The following is an 18358-nucleotide window of genomic DNA, read 5'->3' as shown; positions in this document are numbered from 1 at the left end:
TCGTAGGCGCAAAGCCGGGTCGCAAATATGGCGCAGGGCCGTTTATGGTTTGCGCCTTGCTCTCTCCCATTACCGCCAGGCAATTGGACCGTCAAAAACAGCGCCGCTCATTTGGCGTGACGAAAAAGAAGGTTTTAGGCCATCGTGAAATGGATCGCCATTTCAATCGGGAACGGATGGGTCGATCGCCTCAAAAAGTTGAATATCAGTCCCCAGTGGCTTATCAATATCCGGCGCCTAGAGTGAAACAGCATGATTTTTTCCGCCGGTTCTGAAAATGGTTCAGGCGCCAGACCGGGTGAAATAAGCATTTGAAAAATCCACCTGTTTCCAAGCAGAACGATATCGGCGCGCATGACATTTGCCTTTGAAACGGCCTCTACAATGCCCGGCCGCTTTTCGCAGGTTTTGAAGAAGGAGACATCTGCCATGAATGAAACCGTCTGGCCCTTGCTGGCTATTGCCGTGGGGGCTTATTTGCTGGGATCGCTCAGCTTTGCCGTCATCGTCAGCCGCGCAATGGGACTGGCGGACCCGCGCAGCTATGGCAGCGGCAATCCGGGGGCGACAAACGTACTGCGCTCCGGTTCCAAAAAGGCGGCGGCGGCCACGTTGCTGCTGGATGCTTTCAAGGGCTGGCTGCCTGTGGCGTTGCTGGGGTGGTTTGGCGCGGGCTTGCCGCCTGCTGCTGCAGCCGTGGCGGGGGTGGCGGCGTTTCTGGGGCATCTGTATCCGGTGTTTTTCGGCTTCAAAGGCGGCAAGGGGGTGGCGACGGCTGCGGGAGTGATTCTGGGCTGGCAGCCACTGCTGGGCCTGGCGGTGGTGATGGTCTGGGTGAGCGTGGCGCTGGTTTCGCGCTATTCCTCGCTGGCGGCGCTGACGGCTGCCGTGCTGGCGCCCGCCCTGTATCTGGCGGGCAATGGCTGGCTGTGGCAAGCCAACGCGGCGGTGTTGATGGCGCTGTCGCTGATGGGGCTGCTGCTGCTGTGGCGGCACCGCGAAAACATGCGCCGCCTGCTGGCGGGCACGGAATCGAAGATCGGGAGCAAGAAGAAATGAATGCCCGCCGCCGCGCCGCGCCGCGCTGGCGCTGGCGCTGCTGGCAGGCTGCGCCGTAGGCCTGGCAGGCCCGGCGCTGGCAGCAGGCAGCGCGGAAACGGCGGCCCCTGCGCACGCCCTGAAGCTGGTGCGGGCCGCCCGCGCGCAAATTGGCGTGACCACGCGCTACGACGGCGCCTACCGCCGCATCCGCTACCCGATGGGCGATGTGCCTGTGCAAGCAGGCGTGTGCACGGATGTGGTGGTACGCGCCTGGCGCGCGCAGGGCGTGGATTTGCAGCAGCTCGTGCACGAAGACATGCGCCGCGCCTGGCCCGCCTACCCGAAGCTGTGGGGGCTAAAGCGTCCCGATACGAACATTGACCACCGGCGTGTGCCCAATCTGGCCGTGTTTTTCCGGCGGCGGGGCCAGTCGCTGCCCGCCAGCCGCCAGCCTGGGGATTACCGGCCCGGCGACATGGTGACCTGGATGCTGCCAGGCAACCTGCCGCATATCGGCATCATTTCCGACCGTAAAAGCGCCAACGGCACGCCGCTGGTCATTCATAACGTGGGCGCAGGCACGCAGGAAGAAGATGCGCTGCTGCGCTGGCCGGTGACGGGGCATTACCGCTACCGGCCATGAGCCGGGCGCCCGTCCTGGAAAACAGAAAAGAAAAAGCGGCGGAAAACGGAGCGCGCGCCCCTGAAAAAGGAGCAAATTCAAAGGGGCAAAAAACGGGCCTCGCGCCCGTTTCACTAGGACCTAATGCTATGAGTAAAAGAGCGAAAACAGGCGTTTTCTCTCGTCTGTTTTCGCCTGCTGCGTTCAGTAGCAAATGCTGTTGTTGCTGCTCATGCGGATGATGTTGGCCATGGACACGCCGGGCGTGAGAATGGGCTTGAGCCGCTCGCGCGTGCGGATGTCGTAGGGAATGATCTGCGGATAGCCCTCGTCGATGGTGATGAGCGCGGTTTTGCTGTCGCCCGTGACCCAGACGTTGGTGACTTCGGCCACGAAGCGGAAAACTTTGCGGTCTGCCGGGTCTTTGAGGGACTGGAACATGATGCCCTTGTCGCCAGCGAGCACCCAGGTGCTTTCCAGCCAGCCGCTGCGAATGAAGCGGGGCGAAAAATCCACGGTGAAGCGTTCGGGCTTGTCGCTGCCGCTTTCGAGGTCAAAGTGGGCCATCTGGCCTTCTTTGTTGCCGAAAATGACATTCTTGGTATAGAAGTCGATATACGGCATGAGCATGGGCTTGTAGGTGTTCGTGGTGGTGCGCATGGAGCCGGTGCTCAGCAGCTTGTCGCTTTCGGGAAAGTAGACCAGCCCTTCGTTGCCGTCTTCCGTGGTCATGGTCAGCAGATAGTCTTCGGGGCTGGCAATGCCCACGTCAAAACCGCGATTGGTTTTGATGCGGCCCGAGAAATCAATTTCATCCCATTTGGATTTGGCGCTGTCTTTTCCGTATTTATGGAAAATGCGCGGCTTTTCTTCATCCAGCACCCAGAACGACTGGCTGAATGAGCTGAACAGCAGAAAATAAAAGGAATCCAGAACGGTTTTGCGGTTGGGCGAATCAAACTTGCGGTCAAAGACCTTGAGCGTGAATTCGTCGTAGTCAATCATGCCCACGCAGTCGCGCATGCCCAGGGCCACCAGCTTGGATTGCGGCACAAAAAAGATTTGATAAACCGGCGCGGGCAGTTTCATGCGCGTGGTTTCGCGCGTTTTCAGGTTGAAAAAGCAAATTTGCGTGGCCTCGGGCGATGCAACAGCCATCATGGCGTCGTCGCGCGCCATTTCAAAAACGTGTGGGCGAATGCCGAAATCCAGCGATTCAACGTGCTTGCCCGAGACGAGGTCAATCACGCTGATGAAGTTGCTCATCTTGTCGGCAACGAAAACATAACGCGTGGGTTCATAAAGCGATGGGGCCGCAGGAGCGGCTGGCGTGGCGCTGGCCCATGCGCCTGCATGCGCCAGGGCCATGCTGCTGGCTGCCGAGAGAACGAAATCGCGTCTTTTCATGGGGCTTTCTCCTGCAAAAAAATGGCGGCATTGCAGCCGCCATTGCTTAAATGCTGATTCGTCTCAGAACCTGTGCCAAGTCCGTTCGTGTGTGTGAAAAACGCGGACCCGGGCGGTCTGCGAACAGGTTTTCAAGAACGATCAGTGCTTGAATCAGTGCTTTCCATGACCGCCGCCGTGGGCGTCATTGGCGCTGTTGGGGTCGATGCCGGCGTCTTTCATCACGTCTTGCACCGACTTGACCACGGCTTCGCAAGAAGCCTTGGTGTTGTCGCTGAAATAAAGCGTCATGGTGTGCTTGCTGCCGATTTCGGGCTTTTTCGCCACGTCAAACAGCATGACGTGATCGCCGCCTTTTTTGAACACGCGCTCGCCAGCGTTGATCTTGACGTCGGTCATTTGCGTCATGGTCATGACGCCATCTTTCATGACCATGCTGTGCAATTCAATGCGCTGGGAAACGCTGGGCACTTCGGCCTTGACCACGTCCACGGCCGGGCCGGTGTGGACGATGCGCGCGAACGCGCCCGTCATGTCTTTGCCGGGCAGCACTTCCTGAATGGCGCAGTCTTTCAGCTCGGTGTGCGAGGCGTCTGCGGCTTGCGCTTGCACGGCCAGCAGGGCGGCGGCCACAGCGACGGCGTATTTGATTTTCATTGGATGCTCCTTTCAGTGGTGAGTTGAAAAAAAACGGAGATTGCCAGAGACAACGGATTCACCAATCGCCCCGGCCGGTGCTGTGTTTATTGGCTTGCAGCGGCGCATTTGGCGTATTCGGCCAGTGCGTCGGTCTTGTCAATCACGCCGCTCTTGGCTGCGGCCATCTTGCCGTTCACAAACAGGCCGGTGAAGGGCAGGCCGGGCGCGCCCAGGCGCTGAAGCACGTCGCTGCCTTGGGTGCGGGTTTGCTGCAGGTTTTTCAGGCCCATTTTGGCAAACAAGGTGGCGATGTCAGGCTCTTTGTCGCCCAGATTCAGGGTTTGCACCTTCATGGCTTTCTGGCTGGCGGCCAGTTTGTCGAGCAGGGGCAATTCCGTGCGGCAGGGCGCGCACCACAGCGCCCAGAGATTGAGGAGAACGACTTTGTCTGCCGGCGCGTCAGCCATCACGTCTTTCAGCGCCACGGCTTGCTTGGCGGCCTCGAAACCGGCGGGCAGGGCGCAGGCTGCTTTGCCATTTGCGGCGGCGGGCGCAGCTGTTTGCGGCGTGTCCTGTTTGTCGCTTTCAGGTGCAGCGGCTTTGGGAGCGGGGCCGCCTTTGCCATCGCCCAGCACCTTGTCCAGCGCTTCGGTCAAGCCTTTGGCGCCAATCTGGTAGTCAAACACGTCCATCAGCTTGCGATCAGGGTCGATGAGGTAGATCAGGGCACTGTGATAGACGGTGTAGCTCATGCCCGGCTTCGGGTTGTCCACTTTCTTGCCGTCCATGCGGTAGCCGAAGGTGGCGCCCAGCTGATCCGCCAGAGCCTGAATGTTTTTCATCTCGCCCGTCAGGCCGACAATGCGCTCGTCAAAAAAGCGGGTGTAGGTGTTGAGGCGCTCGACGTCGTCGTTTACCGGATCAATGGTGACGAAGATGGGCTGGATGGCGTCCGGGTTTTTGAGGGCCTTCATGACCAGGCCATATTCATACAGCGTGGTAGGGCAGATGTCCGGGCAGGATGTGTAGCCAATGGCCAAAAGCAGGTATTTGCCCGGGTAGCTCTTTTGCGTGACAGGCCCGTTTGCGTCCCGGAGATCAAACGTGATGTCGCGCGCCTGGGCGGCGCCAGCCCACAGTCCGAATATGCAAAGGCAAACTGCCATCCACTTCCTGAGCATGTTCATCACTGTGTCTCCTTGCCTGAATGACTGCTGGCCAAACAGCCGTGAAATTTCTGGTTTCCGGTTGCCTGAAGAAACAGCCCGCCCCGGAAAAAGCGGGCTGCTGGAAAGGAACTGTTTTTGGCGGAGCCGCCAGACTCCGCCCTGGCAGATGGCCGCAATATAGCTTGCGGCCATCCGTCATGCCGCCTTATTCCTTGTAGGCGCGCGGAGCAACGAGCTGCTCCATCAGGTTGTTGTCCCACTTGCCATCAACCTTCACGTGAGCCAGGGCGCCCAGGTTCACGGATTCGATCAGGTTGTGGTTCAGGTACACATACACGCCAGGCTGGCGGAAGGTGTACATGGCCGCGCCGGTGGAGCCGGCTGCAATGGCCCAAGTTTCCAGGTTTTGAGCGGGTGGATCAGCCAGATTGCCGCGTTCCCACACATAGTCGCCATGACCGCCGATCAGGTGAGGATACGAAAAGCGGTTGGCCTGCGAGTGGTAGAACATGACGGTTTCGCCCACTTTGGCGGTCAGGGCCTTTTCGCCCGTGTAGGCGTATTTGCGGTCGCCAAACACGATATGGCTGGGAATCAGCTTGTCCATGACTTCCTTGTCGTCGGCCATGGATTCGGCAGCGGTTTCAAAGCGTTTGAAATTGCCTTTTTCATCCCTGGGCAGGTAGAAGTCCTGCTCGCCAATGTAATAGGCCTTGTCGTACGTGATGGATTTGCCGTTCTTGTCTTTCAGGCCGCCTTTGGGCAGCACGGTGATGGCGCCGTTCATGCCATGCACCACGTGCCAGGGAATCATGGGGCCGCCAGGAGCGCAGTGGTACACGAAGGTGCCGGGCTTGGAGGCCTTCCAGCGCACCACCACTTCCTGGCCGGGCTGCACGTGGGTCAGCTCGCCAGCGCCCAAAGCGCCGGTGGAAGCGTGGAAGTCAATGTTGTGAACCAGCTGGTTCTTGGCCATGTTCTTGAGCGTCAGCTCAACATAGTCGCCTTCGTGCACGATGATCATCGGGCCGGGCACGGTGCCATTGAAAGCAAAGGCCCACATGAACACGCCAGGCTCGACTTCAATTTCTTTTTCCTCAATCGTCATTTCCACCTGCACCACGCGCGGGGCGGCCGGCGATTTGAGGGAGTGTTCAGGCACGTTCGGCGGAGCGACCAGCGTTTGCTTGACGCGCTGGAGCTTGTCGATGCTGGGAGAAGCCTTGATGACTTCATAGCCAGGCAGGCCGCCCGTGGTGGACACAACGGGATCAGCGGCAAAGGCAGATGTGCCCATCAGGCATGCGCCAATGGCCGAGCAAAGCAGTGATTTGCGGATGGTGGTTGCTTTCATGGTCAAAGACCCTCTCTTTCGTTGCAGAAACCGCTGTTTAGCAAGTGGCCAGACCCCCGCCAGCCACCCAAAAACATTGGTGGAAGAATGGTAATCAAAGCCGTGGCATGGGTTCTTCTGCGAAATTGATTCAGGTTAATTTATTCATGTGTAACTGCATGATGCGGGATGCATCAAAGAAAAAAGCCCCGCCAGCTTCTGGCGGGGCTTTTGGCAACGGACGATTTACAGGCCACCCGTCTTCTGCTTTTACTTACCGCGAAAGACTGTTGTGACGGCTATCGAAAGGTGCGAGGAAGGAGTCGTTCTGTTGCCAGCTTGCAGGGCCGCTGTCATTGCGGATATTGCGCTTGCGATCCAGCGCCTTGTGTAGCTGCTGGCGCGCCTGTTGCAGACGTGCCAAGTCTGACGCAGTGCTGTCGTGGATGCCAAGAAAGCGCGAACGCAAAGCCTCAGCTGGCGGCAATGCTGCGCCTGGCGAAAGCAGAAAGTAGGCAATGCCGCATTGCGACAGCAACTGGTGCTTGAGATTGCTATGCGCTGCTGAAACGCCGCTAGGGCCTGCCACGTCCACACAGCCCAGCACGCGGCCTTCGTCACTGCAAATCGTGAAAGTGCAGTACAGACTGTTGAGCATCTCGAACCAGTCGCGCGCCTCTTCGCCCCGGCGTGGCACCGTAAAGCGGGTGATAGGCATCTTCACCATGATCATGCTTTCAGGAAAGATGTGCGCCAATTGCAGCCATACGCTGCGCTCCAGCGTGTTGAGCACGGGGCGAGCACTCAACGGCCACTGCTCAGGAGGCACGCGCAGCTTGCGCGCGGCATGGGCATGATGTTGCGCCTTGCCTTCATCCGATCGCCACAGCAGCCAGAAAGCGGCAACTGCAGCCAGCACAACCGCCAGCAGCACCAGCCAGAAAAACCAATGTTCAAACAGATTCATATCGCGCGATGCCTTGAATGTACGTAAGCGCAAACTCCATCATCATTGTTCGATTGTTCGTAACTTCCCATATTTTATTTGTCATGGCAACTCACTGTGTTTGCCTTGCTTCAGAGCTTCCGATTTTCGGGCAGTCTCATCATTTGCGCTGGCTTGGGACCGCTTCTGACGGCGAGGTCATCCACAATTGCGTCAAACCAATGCAACAGTCATCAAGGTACAACAGAATTCAACAAGATGTGAGGCGTTGCTTGCTATCAGCAGCTTGTTGCAGAAAAGCGTAGAGGCCGACGGCGCAGGCGTTGCAGACACAGTCAAATAAACAGGAGCAGGAGCTTCATGCTGCTCCAAATGCCGGGAGCGCTTTTAAAAACAGAAGCAAATACAGGGCGCCCAAAATGACCCTGAGCGCAATTTCCACTAGGACGTATTGCTATCGATAAAGGAGCTAAAAAGTCCAGCCTACGAGCAGACTTTGAGTGCCTATCCATAGCTCATGCGTGAATGCGAAAGTGCGGATTCGCAGTCTTCTGGGGGGCGGCCTTGGGCGCCGCGAATCCTCGCTGGGTCTCAAGCAGGCTGCAAGGCTGTCTGCAATCTGCACCTTGCGGCCATCTCAGCCCGCTGCTCCTCAAGGCCAGACTTTGAACAGGCTCTCAGAACAGCGCCTTGCTGAGCCAATAGCCCAGCGCGGCCACGAAAGCGCTGGCCGGAATGGTGAGCACCCAGGCCCAGATGATGTTGCCTGCCACGCCCCAGCGCACGGCGGAGGCGCGCTGCGCGGAGCCTACGCCGACGATGGCGCCGGTGATGGTGTGCGTGGTGGATACGGGCACGCCCAGCGCGGTGGCGAAAAACAGCGTGAGCGCGCCGCCCGTTTCGGCGCAAAAGCCGCCCACGGGCTTGAGCTTGGTGATCTTCTGCCCCATCGTCTTGACGATGCGCCAGCCGCCAAACATGGTGCCTGCCGCAATGGCCGCGTAGCAGCAAATCACCACCCAGACGGGCGGCGCGTCGGCTCCTGCTGCGCTGTAGCCGGTGGCCATGAGCAGCATCCAGATGATGCCGATGGTTTTTTGCGCGTCGTTGCCGCCGTGGCCCAGGCTGTAGGCCCCGGCGGAGAGCAGTTGCAGGCGGCGAAACCACCGGTCCACTTTTTTGGGGCGCATGCGGCGAAACAGCCGCGCCACCAGCACCAGCATGAGCGAGCCGAGCACGAAGCCCAGAAGCGGCGAGATAAAGATGAAGGCCACCGTTTTGAGAATGCCGCCGGCCAGCAGCACGCCCGCGCCCGCCTTGGCCGTGGCCGCGCCGACGATGCCGCCGATGAGCGCGTGCGAGGAGCTGCTGGGGATGCCGTAATACCAGGTGATGAGGTTCCAGGCCACGGCGCCCGTGAGCGCGCCGGCGACCACATGCGCGTCCACCACGCCGGGCTGCACGATGCCCTTGCCCACGGTGGCGGCCACGGACAGGTGAAAGATGGCCACGGCCAGCAGGTTGAAGCAGGCGGCAAAAACCACGGCCTGCGTGGGGCGCAGCACGCCCGTGGAGACGACGGTGGCGATGGAGTTGGCCGCGTCGTGAAAGCCGTTCATGAAGTCAAACGCGATGGCCAGCGCCACCAGCATGACGACGGCCCACAGGGCCACTTGGGCGGTTTCCATGGATTTGGGGCCTTGGTCGCGGGTCAGGAGTTTTCGAGGATGACGCCTTCGATCTGGTTGGCCACGTCTTCGCACTTGTCGGTGACGGTTTCCAGCAGCTCGTAAAGGGCCTTGAGCTTGATCAGCTCGCGCACGTCAGGCTCTTGCCGAAAAAGCTTGCTCATGGCCTCGCGCAACAGGCGGTCGCCTTCGGACTCCAGGCGGTCGATTTCTTCGCAGAACTTCAGCGCCGCATCGGCCGCCGCCTGCTCGGCCACGCGCGGCAGCAGGGCGACCGCGTCGCGCACGCGCTCGCAGCATTGCATGCACAAGGCGGTGAGCTGGGCCACTTCGGGCGTCATGTGCTGCACGTCATACAGCGTCATGGCTTCGGCGCAGTCTTGCAGCAAGTCGGCCACGTCGTCCATCTGGTTGATGAGGGCGTGGATCTGCTCGCGGTCGATGGGCGTGATGAAAGTGGTGTGAACCAGGCGCGTGACTTCGTGCGTGACGCGGTCGGCGGCGCGCTCGGCCCCGTCCACCTCGCGGGTGTGCTGCTGGCGCATCGCCGCATCGCCGTAGTGCTCCACCAGCCTGCCAAACGCCTGGGCCGCCTCGACCACGTGCTCAGCGTGCCGGTTGAACAGTTCAAAAAAATTGCCCTCCTTGGGCATCAGTTTGCTGAACAGCATGAAGTGAACCTTGTTGCGTTGGGTGGCGCTTGATGGCGCTCGAATAACCGGGGCAAACAAGTTTACTTGCGCCCGGCCGTGGGCCGCCCGGATCGCGGCGGAGCGGAGCTGGTGCACGGCTCGCCGTCAGACTCAAAAACAAGAGCGAATTTAAAGGGGTAAAAAACGGGTTCCGCGCAGTTTCCACTAGGGCATCATGCTATGGATATGGGAGCTAAACAACCGCAGCACGCTCCTGGCCTGTCCGCTCTTTCGCGTCCCTGCGGGGCGGCTTGCAAACGGGCGCCGCAAGCCGGCGGCTCACGCGCGCTCTTTTTCCGGGCCGCACGCGGGCGGCTGGCGCGCGCTCCAGCTCATGGACAGCAGCAGCGCCAGCAGGGCGCCGGGGCCGACGGTAGCGCCGATGGCGTGGAGCACGGGCACTTGCGACAGGCCCAGCACGCCAAAGCCGATGAGGGTGGAAACGTTGGCCAGCGCGAGCGAGGCGAGGGCGGCGGCGCTGCCGCCTTCGCTTTGCGCGCCGCTGATGTTCTGGTTGAAAAACAGCGCGTAGTTGGAGCCGACGGCCACGATGAGCAGCAGGCCAATGAGGTGCAGCAGCGTCAGCGGCGTGCCCGCCAGCGCGTGGGCGGCCATGACGAGCAGCACGGCGGCGGCCAGCGGCGGCAGCACGCGCAGCAGGGCGCGGGCGCTGCGCAGGGCGGCGGCCAGCACGGCCAGGATGGCCGCCGCGCCCAGGCTGGTAAAGAGCAGGGCCTCGTCCAGGTACTGGCCGAACAGGGCGGCGGTCTGGGCGTCAAGGTCCAGGAAGAAGGGCGCGTCCGCTGCCGAATCCGCCATCGAATCCGCCGCTGTTTTTGCCGCCGCTTCTTCTGGCGCGCCCGCCAGCGCCTGGTCCACGGCGGCTTGCAGGCGGGCGATGCCTTCGGGCGTGGGCGTGCCCGGCAGGCGCAGGGGCAGCAGGGCGGCCCAGCCGCCTTCGCGCGGCAGCAGCAGGGTTTGCAAGGCGAAGTCAAAGCTGGCGCCTTGCAGGGCGCTGGCCGTCAGGGGCGGCTGCTGGCGGGCCTGCGCCACGTCTTGCACGAATGGCTCCAGGCGTTCGGGGCGGATGGGCAGGCCGCTGGTGGCCGCTTGCAGGCGCTGGCGCAAGTCATCCGGCGCGGGCAGGGCGGCGCGGCGGGCGGCCTGGGCAGCGGCGCTGGGCAGAAAGCGCGCGGGGCTGTCGATGTGGAGGATGTCGCCGCGTTGCACCCAAGGGGCCAGCAGGCGCTCGGCGCGTTCGGCGGCGGCCAGCGCGCCGTCCGCCGTGGCGGCGGGGGCGATGACGAGAAAGCGCAGATCGGGCGCGCCCGCTTCGCCGCGCAGGCGTTCGTCGAGCTTTTGCAGCGCCAGCGGCGCGGGGTTGAGGCCCGACAGCCCCCGCGCCCAGAGCGCCGCCCCGTGGCTGATGACGATGAGCAGCGCCGCCGCCGCGCAGGCCGCCGCCGGCCAGCGCAGCGCCTGCATGGCGCGGCGCAGTGCGGCCATGCGTGCGCCCAGCCAGGCGATGCTGCCGGGCGGCACGGGCGCGGCGGGCAGCGCGGGCAGCACGTAGCGCGTGACGGCGGCGGCGGTGAGCAGCCCGGCCACGGAATACACGCCCAGCTGCGCCAGCCCCGGAAAGCTGGAAAACGCCAGCGCGGCAAAGCCGCACACCGAGGTGAGCACGCCCAGCCGGATGGTGGGCCAGTAGCTGCGCAGCCAGCGGGCGCGCTGGCGGGCGGCTTCAGGATGGCCGCCCGCGCCGCTTTGCACCAGAAAGTAGATGCTGTAGTCGATGGTTTCGCCCATGAGCGTGGTGCCAAAGCCGATGGTGATGGCGTGCACGGTTTCAAAGCCCAGCGCCACGGCGGCGATGGCGGCGGCAATGCCCGTGGCCACGGGCAGCAGGCCAATGAGCACGTTGCGCAGCGAGCGGTAGAAGGCCAGCATCATGAAAAAGACGGTGAGCGTGCCCGCCAGCGAGAGGCGCCCGACTTCGCTGCGGATGGTGCGGCGCGCGTCCACGGAAAAAACGGGTGCGCCGGTCATGAGCAGCCGCACGCCGGAGGCCGGGGGCGCAGCGGCCTCGAAAGCCGCTTGCAGCCGTGCCAGCGCGCGCTCCTGCGCGTCGGTATCGGCGCCGGGGGCGGCGGTCAGGGCCGCCAGCAGGGCCAGGCTGCCGTCGCCGCTGGCCCACACGCCTTCGCTGCTGTTGGGAAGAGGGCCGCCGGCCATTTGACTGATGAGCGCGCTCATCTCGCCAGTCGGGTCGCGCGGCAGCAGGGCCTTGAGCGCCAGCCCGGCGGAGCCGCCCAGCGCGGCGATGCTGCCTTGCAGGGCCGCGCGCAGCCCTTCGGGCGTGAAGCGTTCGGGCGTCACTTGCGGGCTGAGGGCGTAGCGCTGGGCGAGCAGCCAGGCTTCATCGCGCTCGCGGCTGGCGGCGTCGCCGTTGATGACGGCGGCAAAGGCATCGTCGGCGCGCAGCCGGGCGGCCAGATCGCGCGAGGCTTGGGCGCGCGCGGCGGGCGTGCCGCCTTGCAGGCCAATGAGCACCAGGCGCGAGAGCGCGCCGTCGCGTATCTGATCTACCAGCAGCTGCTGGCGCGCGCTGGGCCGGCTGGGCAAAAAGGCCGACATGTCGGTGCTGTAGCGCGCGCCGAGCATGACGGCCACGCACGCGGCGGCCAGCAGCAGCCAGGCGGCGAGGATGGCGGCGCGCTTCACTTGGCGGCGGATGGAGCGGGCGCGGCTGCGGAGGCGGCTTCAGCCGCAGCTGCGGGCGCGGGCCGGATTTCCATCAGCGAGCGGTCGCCGTCGGCCTGCTCCATCTCCACGCTTTGCACCACGCCGCGCGCGCCACGGATGGTGACCTTGCGCAGCCAGCGGCGGCGCATCTGCTCGTCCAGCGGGGTGAGGGCCAGCTGCCAGCCGCCCTCGCTGCCCGCCAGCGCCAGCGCGTAGTGCGACTGCAAAAGCGCCTGGCTGCCCGCCAGCGCGCCGCGCAGGGCGGCCACCAGCGCCTCCACCTCGGGGTACTGCGGCAGGCGCAGCTCGCGGCGCTGGCCGCCTTGCACCAGCGTCAGGTTCTTGCCGTTGATGATCATCGACTCCGCCTCGGGCTGGAGCGTGTGCTTTTCCAGCCGGTCCGGCGGGCTGTAGAGCAGCTCGCCGGAGCTGACCACCGGCTCGTCCAGCAGCGCGATGGTCTTGGTCTCGGTGAACGTGGCGCGGCCCGTGGGATGGCGCGCCAGCAGCTGCATCAGGCGCGGCACGTCCCAGCCGGGCGCTGCGGCGGCCGCAGACGGAGCGGAGCTGCCAGCCAGCGCGGCGGGCAGCCAGCAGCAGGCGGCCAGCAGCGCGGCGGCGCTAGCCAGGCGGCAGGGGCGGGGAAGACGCATTCCAGAAGTCATAGAAGTTGAACCAGTTCCACGGCGCTTGCAGACAGTGCGCCTCTAGCAGGGCCACGTAGCGTTGCAGGGCCTGGTCAAGCGCCTGCGCGCGCGCGCCAGCGGGCGTATGCGAGAAATCGGCCATCGGCTCGAACGCCAGATGGTATTGGTTGCCGCCCAGATACATGCCCGCCATGAACACCACCGGCGCGCGCAGCAGCGCCGCCAGCCGCAGCGGCCCCTGCGGAAAAGCGGCCTTATCGCCCAGAAACGGCAGCAGGCGCGCCTTGCCATCGCCCTCTTGCAGCGTGCGGTCGGCCAAAAAGCCCACACAGCCGCCTGCGGCCATGTGCTCGTGCACGCGCAGCAGGGCATCGGGCTGGCCCAGGGCGATCACGCTTTCGGTCAGCTCGGGATTGATGGCCGCCAGCGTCTGCGTGACCATGCGCGCGTTATCCGGGTACATGAGCATGCGCACATCCAGCCCGTAGCGCCCGCCCAGCACGCGCAGCGCCTCGAAACTGCCAAAGTGCGCCCCCATGAAAACGATGCTGCGCCCCGCCTGCCGCAGGCCGATCACATGCTCAATGCCGCTCAGGCGCACGTCAAACAGCTCATGCTGGCCGCGCAGCCAATACACGCGGTCATGCACCACCGAAGCAAAAGCCAGCACATGCCTGAAACCATCGCCCATGCGCGCAGGGCGGCCCAGCGCGCGGCGCAGAAAGTCGCGGCTGGCGCGCCGCGCCGCCGGGGCGAACAGCACGAAATACGCCGCAATGGGATAAAGGATGAGCCGGCTGACGCGCCGCCCCAGCCGCAAGGAAAGCCAGGTCATCAGCCGCAGCACCCACATGGAACTGCGCTCGGGCCGCTGCCGCCAGGCGCTGGCGGCAGACGGGGCGGCGCTGCCTGCTGCCAGCTGCTGCGGCGGCTCCAGCGGAGCCTGGGGCGGGGCGGGGCTGCGGCTCATGCGCCCTCTTGCAGCGCCAGCGCGCCCGCGCACGCCAGCGCCGCGCCGTGCATCAGCGCAAAGCGCGCCAGATCCGGCTCCAGCCGCGCATGCAAACGCAGCAGCGGGCCGGGCGGCGTGGCGGGCACGGCGGACAAAAACTTGGCCTCGCGCACCGCCAGCACGCGCCGCCCGCAGGCCGCCTCCACCTGCGCCGCCACCGCATCCAGCAGCCACGCCCCCGGCAGGATGGGCCGCCCCGGAAAGTGCCCGTCAAACTGCCCCGCCTGCACGCTGGCCCGCCATTGGGCCAGCAGCGGCCAGTCAGGCAAGCCGCCAGCGGGCGGCGCAGCTAAAGAGTTGGCAAGAGAGCCGGTCATCAGGCGTTCCACCTTAAAAACAAGAGCAAATTCATGGGGTCAAAAATGGCTTCAGCGCACGTTCCACTAGGACATCATGCTATGAATCAAGGAGCAAATTATCACAAAAGCCGCAGGCGGCCCCAAGCCTGTGCTTTTCGCACCCACTGGCGGATTGTGAGCAGGTTCTAACCGCCCGGCAGTGCGGCGCGCATGGTGTTGTTCACGCGGATTTGCCAGTCCGTCGCCTTGAGGGCAGCCCGTCTGCGCCGGAGCGCAAGGGAAAACTGCACCTTCGCGGGCGCCATGCCCGCCGTCTGGCCGGGCGGCGGGCCTCGCCATCCGCCAGCGAGGCGGCGGCCGTTTGTGCTTTTTCGCCTTTCACGCAGAAATAACGTGCCGCCGCAGAGCGCCCGAAGCCGCGCCCCAAGTGCGCACTTGCCGCGCCTGCGGACAGGCTCTGAACAGGCCCCCAGACTCAGGGCTGGCCTGCGTCTGTGGCGCGCATGCCCAGGCGCTTGAGCAGGCGGTGATCGTCGTCGGCGTCGGGGTTGGGGGTGGTCAGCAGCTTTTCGCCCAGGAAGATGCTGTTGGCGCCGGCCAGAAAGCACAAAGTCTGCATGCCGTCGTCCAGCTGGCGGCGGCCTGCGGCCAGGCGGATGCGCGCGCGCGGCATGGTGATGCGGGCCACGGCAATCATGCGCACGAACTCGAAGGGGTCCACATCGGGCGCGTTCTCCAGCGGCGTGCCGGGCACTTTCACCAGGTTGTTGATGGGCACGCTGTCGGGGTATTGCGGCCAGAGGTTGGCCAGCTGCTCAATCAGCTCGGCGCGCTGGCGGCGCGTTTCGCCCATGCCGATGATGCCGCCGGAGCATACGTTGATGCCCGCCTCGCGCACGCGGCGCAGGGTTTGCAGCCGGTCTTCGTAGCTGCGGGTGCTGACCACGTTGCCGTAAAACCCGGGCGAGCAGTCCAGGTTGTGGTTGTAGTAGTCCAGCCCGGCGGCCTTGAGCTGCTCGGCCTGCCCAGGCTCGAGCATGCCCATCGTGGCGCAGGCTTGCAGCCCTTCTTGCTTGACGATGTGGATGAGTTCGGCAATGGCGGGCATGTCGCGCTCCTTGATGCCGCGCCAGGCCGCGCCCATGCAAAAGCGCTGCGCGCCTGAAGCCTTGGCGGCCTGCGCAGCCTGGCGCACCTGGTCGGCTTCCATCAGTTTGCTGGCCTTCAGGCCCGTGTCGTGGTGGGCCGATTGCGAGCAGTAGCCGCAGTTTTCCGGGCAGCCGCCCGTTTTCACCGACAGCAGCGACGAAAAATCCACTTCATTGGCGTTGAAGTGCTGGCGGTGCACCTGCTGGGCCTGCCACATCAGCTCGGCAAAGGGCAGGTTCAGCAAGGCTTCGATTTGCTCCACTTTCCAGCGGCCCGTGCCGGCCGGGGCGGCCGGCTGGGCGGTGCGGGGCATGAAGTGCAGCGGCTGGGGCTTGTCAAGCGTGGCGTGCATGGGGCTTGTCTCCTGGTTTGCGTGGGTGGCTGCGTGTGCGGCATGCCTGTGAAAAGAGGTGGAAATTCTAGAATTCATCTCTTTTTGCCCCTCTGCTGGAAAACCCGCGATGAACCTGGAAAAAGCACGCTTCAACATGATCGAGCAGCAAGTGCGCCCCTGGAATGTTTCAGACGAGCGCGTGCGCCAATTGCTGGCCGAAGTGCCGCGCGAGGCTTTCGCCCCCGCCAAATACCGCGACTTGGCTTTTGCCGACATCGAGCTGCCCCTGCTCGATGACGAAACCCTGGCGCGCCAGCGCGGGCAGGTGATGCTGCCGCCGCGCGTGCAGGCCCGCCTGCTGCAAGAGCTGCGCCTGCAAGGCGGCGAGCGCGTGCTGCACGTGGGCACAGGCTCGGGCTACATGGCCGCGCTGCTGGGGCGGCAGGCCGCCAGCGTGTTCACCATTGAAATCGACAACGCCATTGCCGCCTTCGCCCAGGCCAATTTGCAACGCGCGGGCGCAGGCAACGTGCAAGTGCTGGCAGGCGACGCCGCGCAGACCGCGCCGCTGCCGCAAGGGCCGTTTGACGCCATCGTGCTCTCCGGCTCCGTGGCGCGCGCGCCGCAGCACCTGATTGCGCAGCTGGCGCCCGGCGGGCGGCTGCTGGCCATCACAGGCGACGAACCCGTGATGCGCGCCACCCTCGTGCAACTGCAAGGCGAAGGCGTGCGCCTGACCCAGCCGTGGGACTGCGACGCGCCGCGCCTGATGAACTTTGCGGACACGCCCGTCTTTCACTTCTGACGCTGCTCCCCTAACGCCGCTCCCGTGCTGCCCCTTCAGCCACCGGCCTGCCTGTGAAAATCCTCCACATCCTGCTCACCGAAACCCCCCTGCCGCCCTTGCGTTACGGCGGCACCGAGCGCGTGATGTGGGCGCTTTCGCTGGGCCAGCAGGCGCTGGGGCACGAAGCGCGCTTTCTGGTGCGCGCCAACCCGGCCGGCCACCCCGCCGCCCAGGTGTTTGACGCCGCCCGCCCGCTGGAGGCGCAGATTGAAGGCTGGGCCGATGTGCTGCACTTTCACTGGCCTTATGACAACGCGCGCGGCCTGGTGCGCACGCCTTACGTCTGCACCGAGCACGCCAACCGGTCAAGCCGCCAGCCTTACCCCATCAACACCATCTTCCTGTCGCAAAAGCACGCGCGCATTCACGGCGCGCAGTGCCACGTGTACAACGGCCTGCACTGGCCCGATTACGGCGAGCCGAACCTGAATGCGCCGCCGCCCGCCGCGCGCTACGCGCACTATCTGGCCAAGGCCGCCAACCGCAACAAAAACCTGCAAGGCGCCGTGCGCATCGCCCGCCGCGCCGCGCTGCCTCTGCACGTAATGGGCGGGCGGCGCTGGAGCCTCAAATCCAACTTCTACTTTTACGCCGGGCGCGATCTGCGCTTTCACGGCATGGCCGGCGGCGAGCACAAGCTGGAACTCATCCGCCGCTCCAGCGCGCTGCTTTTTCCCGTGCTCTGGCACGAGCCATTTGGCCTGGCCATCATCGAAAGCCTGTACCTGGGCTGCCCCGTCATCGCCACGCCTTACGGCTCTTTGCCCGAGCTGGTGAGCGAAGAAACCGGCTTTCTGTCTGACAGCGAAAGCGCCCTGGCCCAGGCCCTGGCCGGTGCGGGCCGCTTTGACCGCCGCGCCTGCCATGAAAGCGTCAAGCGCCGCTTCAGCCATCTGGCCATGGCCCGCGCCTACCAGCAGTGCTATGAGCGCGTGCTGGCGGGCGAAGCCCTCAATCCGGCGCCGCCCGTGGCGCAAGGGCTGGAGCCTGTGCCCCGGCGGCTGCGGGCGTGAGAGCTTGCGCCCACGGACAGCGTGCCAACAGGCTCCGAAAGACGGCGCCCTTCACGCCAGGCCCATGAACATGCCATCGCGCTGCCGCAGGCAAAAGGAAAGCAGCAAGAAGCAGCCAGCTCCCGCCCAGTCCGTTCACAACCTGCATGAGAAGGCGAGACCAAGCGCGAAAAAGGAAGAAGGAAAGGGCAGAATTTGCTTCCAAATTTGGAGCGTGATGTCCTAGTGGAACCTGCGCAAGAGCCGTTTTTCAACCCTTCAGATTTGCTCCTGTTTTCAATGCACCCTGCGGCTTTGCCAAAGCAATGGATGGAGCGCTTTCCACGCGGGCCGGCCCTTGCCGCCCTGCTTTTCAGGGTAATCCGCAGCAACGTTTTCCTTGAACAGCTTCTTACAATCTGACGCTGTTGGTGCCTGCGCTGCCGTTCTGGCGGCGCGGTTCAACGGGAAGCAGGAAGGCCCCGGAACTTCGTTTCCAAAGCCCAACCTGCGCTGCCCCCGCAACGGTAAGCGGCATGCGGCGCGGCCAGAACCTGTTCAGGGTTTTGATCGCGCTGCAGCTTCGTTCCCACCCTCGCCACGGCCTTGGCGTGCCTGCTTTGCTTGCAGGCGGCGCGCCTGCAAGCCGGAAGGCCGGGCGCGAAGGCAAGCCGCCAGCCCGGATCCCGGCCAACAACAGGTGGCCCGCGCGCGGCGCAACAGCGCTGCCGCGCGCGGGCCGTGATTGCCCTTCATGCTGGCGGGGAAGCCAGCCGGGGCTGTTTCTCAAGCTGTT

The 18358-nt window shown here is 64.2% G+C and carries 17 protein-coding genes and 1 riboswitch; of the genes, 4 read left to right on the top strand and 13 right to left on the bottom strand.

Features of this window, described 5'->3' with window-relative positions; translation table 11 throughout:
- Positions 1 to 134: 134 nt before the first annotated feature.
- Positions 135 to 431: a hypothetical protein gene (locus C1720_RS01060; protein ID WP_102282938.1), complete on the bottom strand. Its 297-nt coding sequence runs from the start codon at positions 429 to 431 to the stop codon at positions 135 to 137.
- Here C1720_RS01060 and plsY point away from each other — a divergent pair.
- Positions 430 to 1059, top strand: coding sequence for a glycerol-3-phosphate 1-O-acyltransferase PlsY (gene plsY, locus C1720_RS01055; RefSeq protein ID WP_102282937.1), 630 nt, complete (start codon positions 430 to 432; stop codon positions 1057 to 1059). The genes C1720_RS01060 and plsY overlap by 2 nt on opposite strands.
- Positions 1060 to 1186: 127 nt before the next feature.
- Complete coding sequence (locus C1720_RS01050) at positions 1187 to 1684, top strand: DUF1287 domain-containing protein (RefSeq protein WP_199170924.1); 498 nt, start codon at positions 1187 to 1189, stop codon at positions 1682 to 1684.
- A gap of 183 nt (positions 1685 to 1867) precedes the next feature.
- Here the strand turns inward: C1720_RS01050 and C1720_RS01045 are convergent, their stop codons facing one another.
- The 12 genes from C1720_RS01045 to bioB form a co-directional block, all read right to left on the bottom strand.
- Entirely contained in the window at positions 1868 to 3070 is a 1203-nt protein-coding gene (locus C1720_RS01045) for a YncE family protein (RefSeq protein ID WP_102282935.1), read from the bottom strand.
- A gap of 153 nt (positions 3071 to 3223) precedes the next feature.
- On the bottom strand, positions 3224 to 3727 hold the full coding sequence (locus tag C1720_RS01040) for a copper chaperone PCu(A)C (protein ID WP_233199723.1): 504 nt from the start codon (positions 3725 to 3727) through the stop codon (positions 3224 to 3226).
- 86 nt (positions 3728 to 3813) lie between these two features.
- Positions 3814 to 4896 carry an SCO family protein gene (locus C1720_RS01035; RefSeq protein WP_233199721.1) on the bottom strand — a complete coding sequence of 361 codons (1083 nt, stop codon included), beginning with the start codon at positions 4894 to 4896 and terminating at the stop codon, positions 3814 to 3816.
- A 187-nt stretch (positions 4897 to 5083) separates the two neighbouring features.
- Entirely contained in the window at positions 5084 to 6232 is a 1149-nt protein-coding gene (nirK, locus tag C1720_RS01030) for a copper-containing nitrite reductase (RefSeq protein WP_102282934.1), read from the bottom strand.
- Between the two features lie 253 nt (positions 6233 to 6485).
- Positions 6486 to 7178, bottom strand: coding sequence for a DUF2726 domain-containing protein (locus tag C1720_RS01025; protein ID WP_102282933.1), 693 nt, complete (start codon positions 7176 to 7178; stop codon positions 6486 to 6488).
- A gap of 656 nt (positions 7179 to 7834) precedes the next feature.
- A complete protein-coding gene (locus C1720_RS01020; RefSeq protein ID WP_102282932.1) occupies positions 7835 to 8845 on the bottom strand; it encodes an inorganic phosphate transporter in 1011 nt (336 codons plus the stop codon).
- Positions 8846 to 8868: 23 nt separating this feature from the next.
- On the bottom strand, positions 8869 to 9516 hold the full coding sequence (locus C1720_RS01015; protein ID WP_050715914.1) for a DUF47 domain-containing protein: 648 nt from the start codon (positions 9514 to 9516) through the stop codon (positions 8869 to 8871).
- 300 nt (positions 9517 to 9816) lie between these two features.
- Entirely contained in the window at positions 9817 to 12261 is a 2445-nt protein-coding gene (locus tag C1720_RS01010; RefSeq protein WP_233199719.1) for an MMPL family transporter, read from the bottom strand.
- Positions 12258 to 12935, bottom strand: coding sequence for an outer membrane lipoprotein carrier protein LolA (locus tag C1720_RS01005; RefSeq protein ID WP_102282931.1), 678 nt, complete (start codon positions 12933 to 12935; stop codon positions 12258 to 12260). Before C1720_RS01005 ends, C1720_RS01010 begins: the two co-directional genes overlap by 4 nt.
- Positions 12904 to 13899, bottom strand: a complete 996-nt coding sequence (locus tag C1720_RS01000) for a lysophospholipid acyltransferase family protein (protein WP_102282930.1) — start codon at positions 13897 to 13899, stop codon at positions 12904 to 12906. The genes C1720_RS01005 and C1720_RS01000 overlap by 32 nt, the downstream gene beginning before the upstream one ends.
- Positions 13896 to 14258 (bottom strand): ApeI family dehydratase, encoded by a 363-nt coding sequence (locus tag C1720_RS00995; protein ID WP_050715928.1) that lies wholly within the window; start codon positions 14256 to 14258, stop codon positions 13896 to 13898. The genes C1720_RS01000 and C1720_RS00995 overlap by 4 nt, the downstream gene beginning before the upstream one ends.
- A gap of 457 nt (positions 14259 to 14715) precedes the next feature.
- Positions 14716 to 15741, bottom strand: a complete 1026-nt coding sequence (bioB, locus tag C1720_RS00990; RefSeq protein WP_102282929.1) for a biotin synthase BioB — start codon at positions 15739 to 15741, stop codon at positions 14716 to 14718.
- A 109-nt stretch (positions 15742 to 15850) separates the two neighbouring features.
- On the opposite strand from bioB, the gene C1720_RS00985 reads away from it, so the two are divergent.
- Together C1720_RS00985 and C1720_RS00980 are read left to right on the top strand one after the other, a co-directional pair.
- Positions 15851 to 16528, top strand: a complete 678-nt coding sequence (locus tag C1720_RS00985; RefSeq protein WP_102282928.1) for a protein-L-isoaspartate O-methyltransferase family protein — start codon at positions 15851 to 15853, stop codon at positions 16526 to 16528.
- A gap of 53 nt (positions 16529 to 16581) precedes the next feature.
- Positions 16582 to 17583, top strand: coding sequence for a glycosyltransferase (locus C1720_RS00980; RefSeq protein WP_102282927.1), 1002 nt, complete (start codon positions 16582 to 16584; stop codon positions 17581 to 17583).
- Positions 17584 to 17974: 391 nt separating this feature from the next.
- A riboswitch (cobalamin riboswitch) is annotated at positions 17975 to 18271 on the top strand.
- Positions 18272 to 18358 lie beyond the last annotated feature (87 nt).

It is taken from the genome of Ottowia massiliensis, assembly GCF_900240305.1.
GTDB classification, from domain to species: domain Bacteria; phylum Pseudomonadota; class Gammaproteobacteria; order Burkholderiales; family Burkholderiaceae_C; genus Ottowia; species Ottowia massiliensis.
The sequence above is the reverse complement of the archived record's forward strand: the minus strand, read 5'-3'. Positions and strand labels throughout refer to the sequence as shown.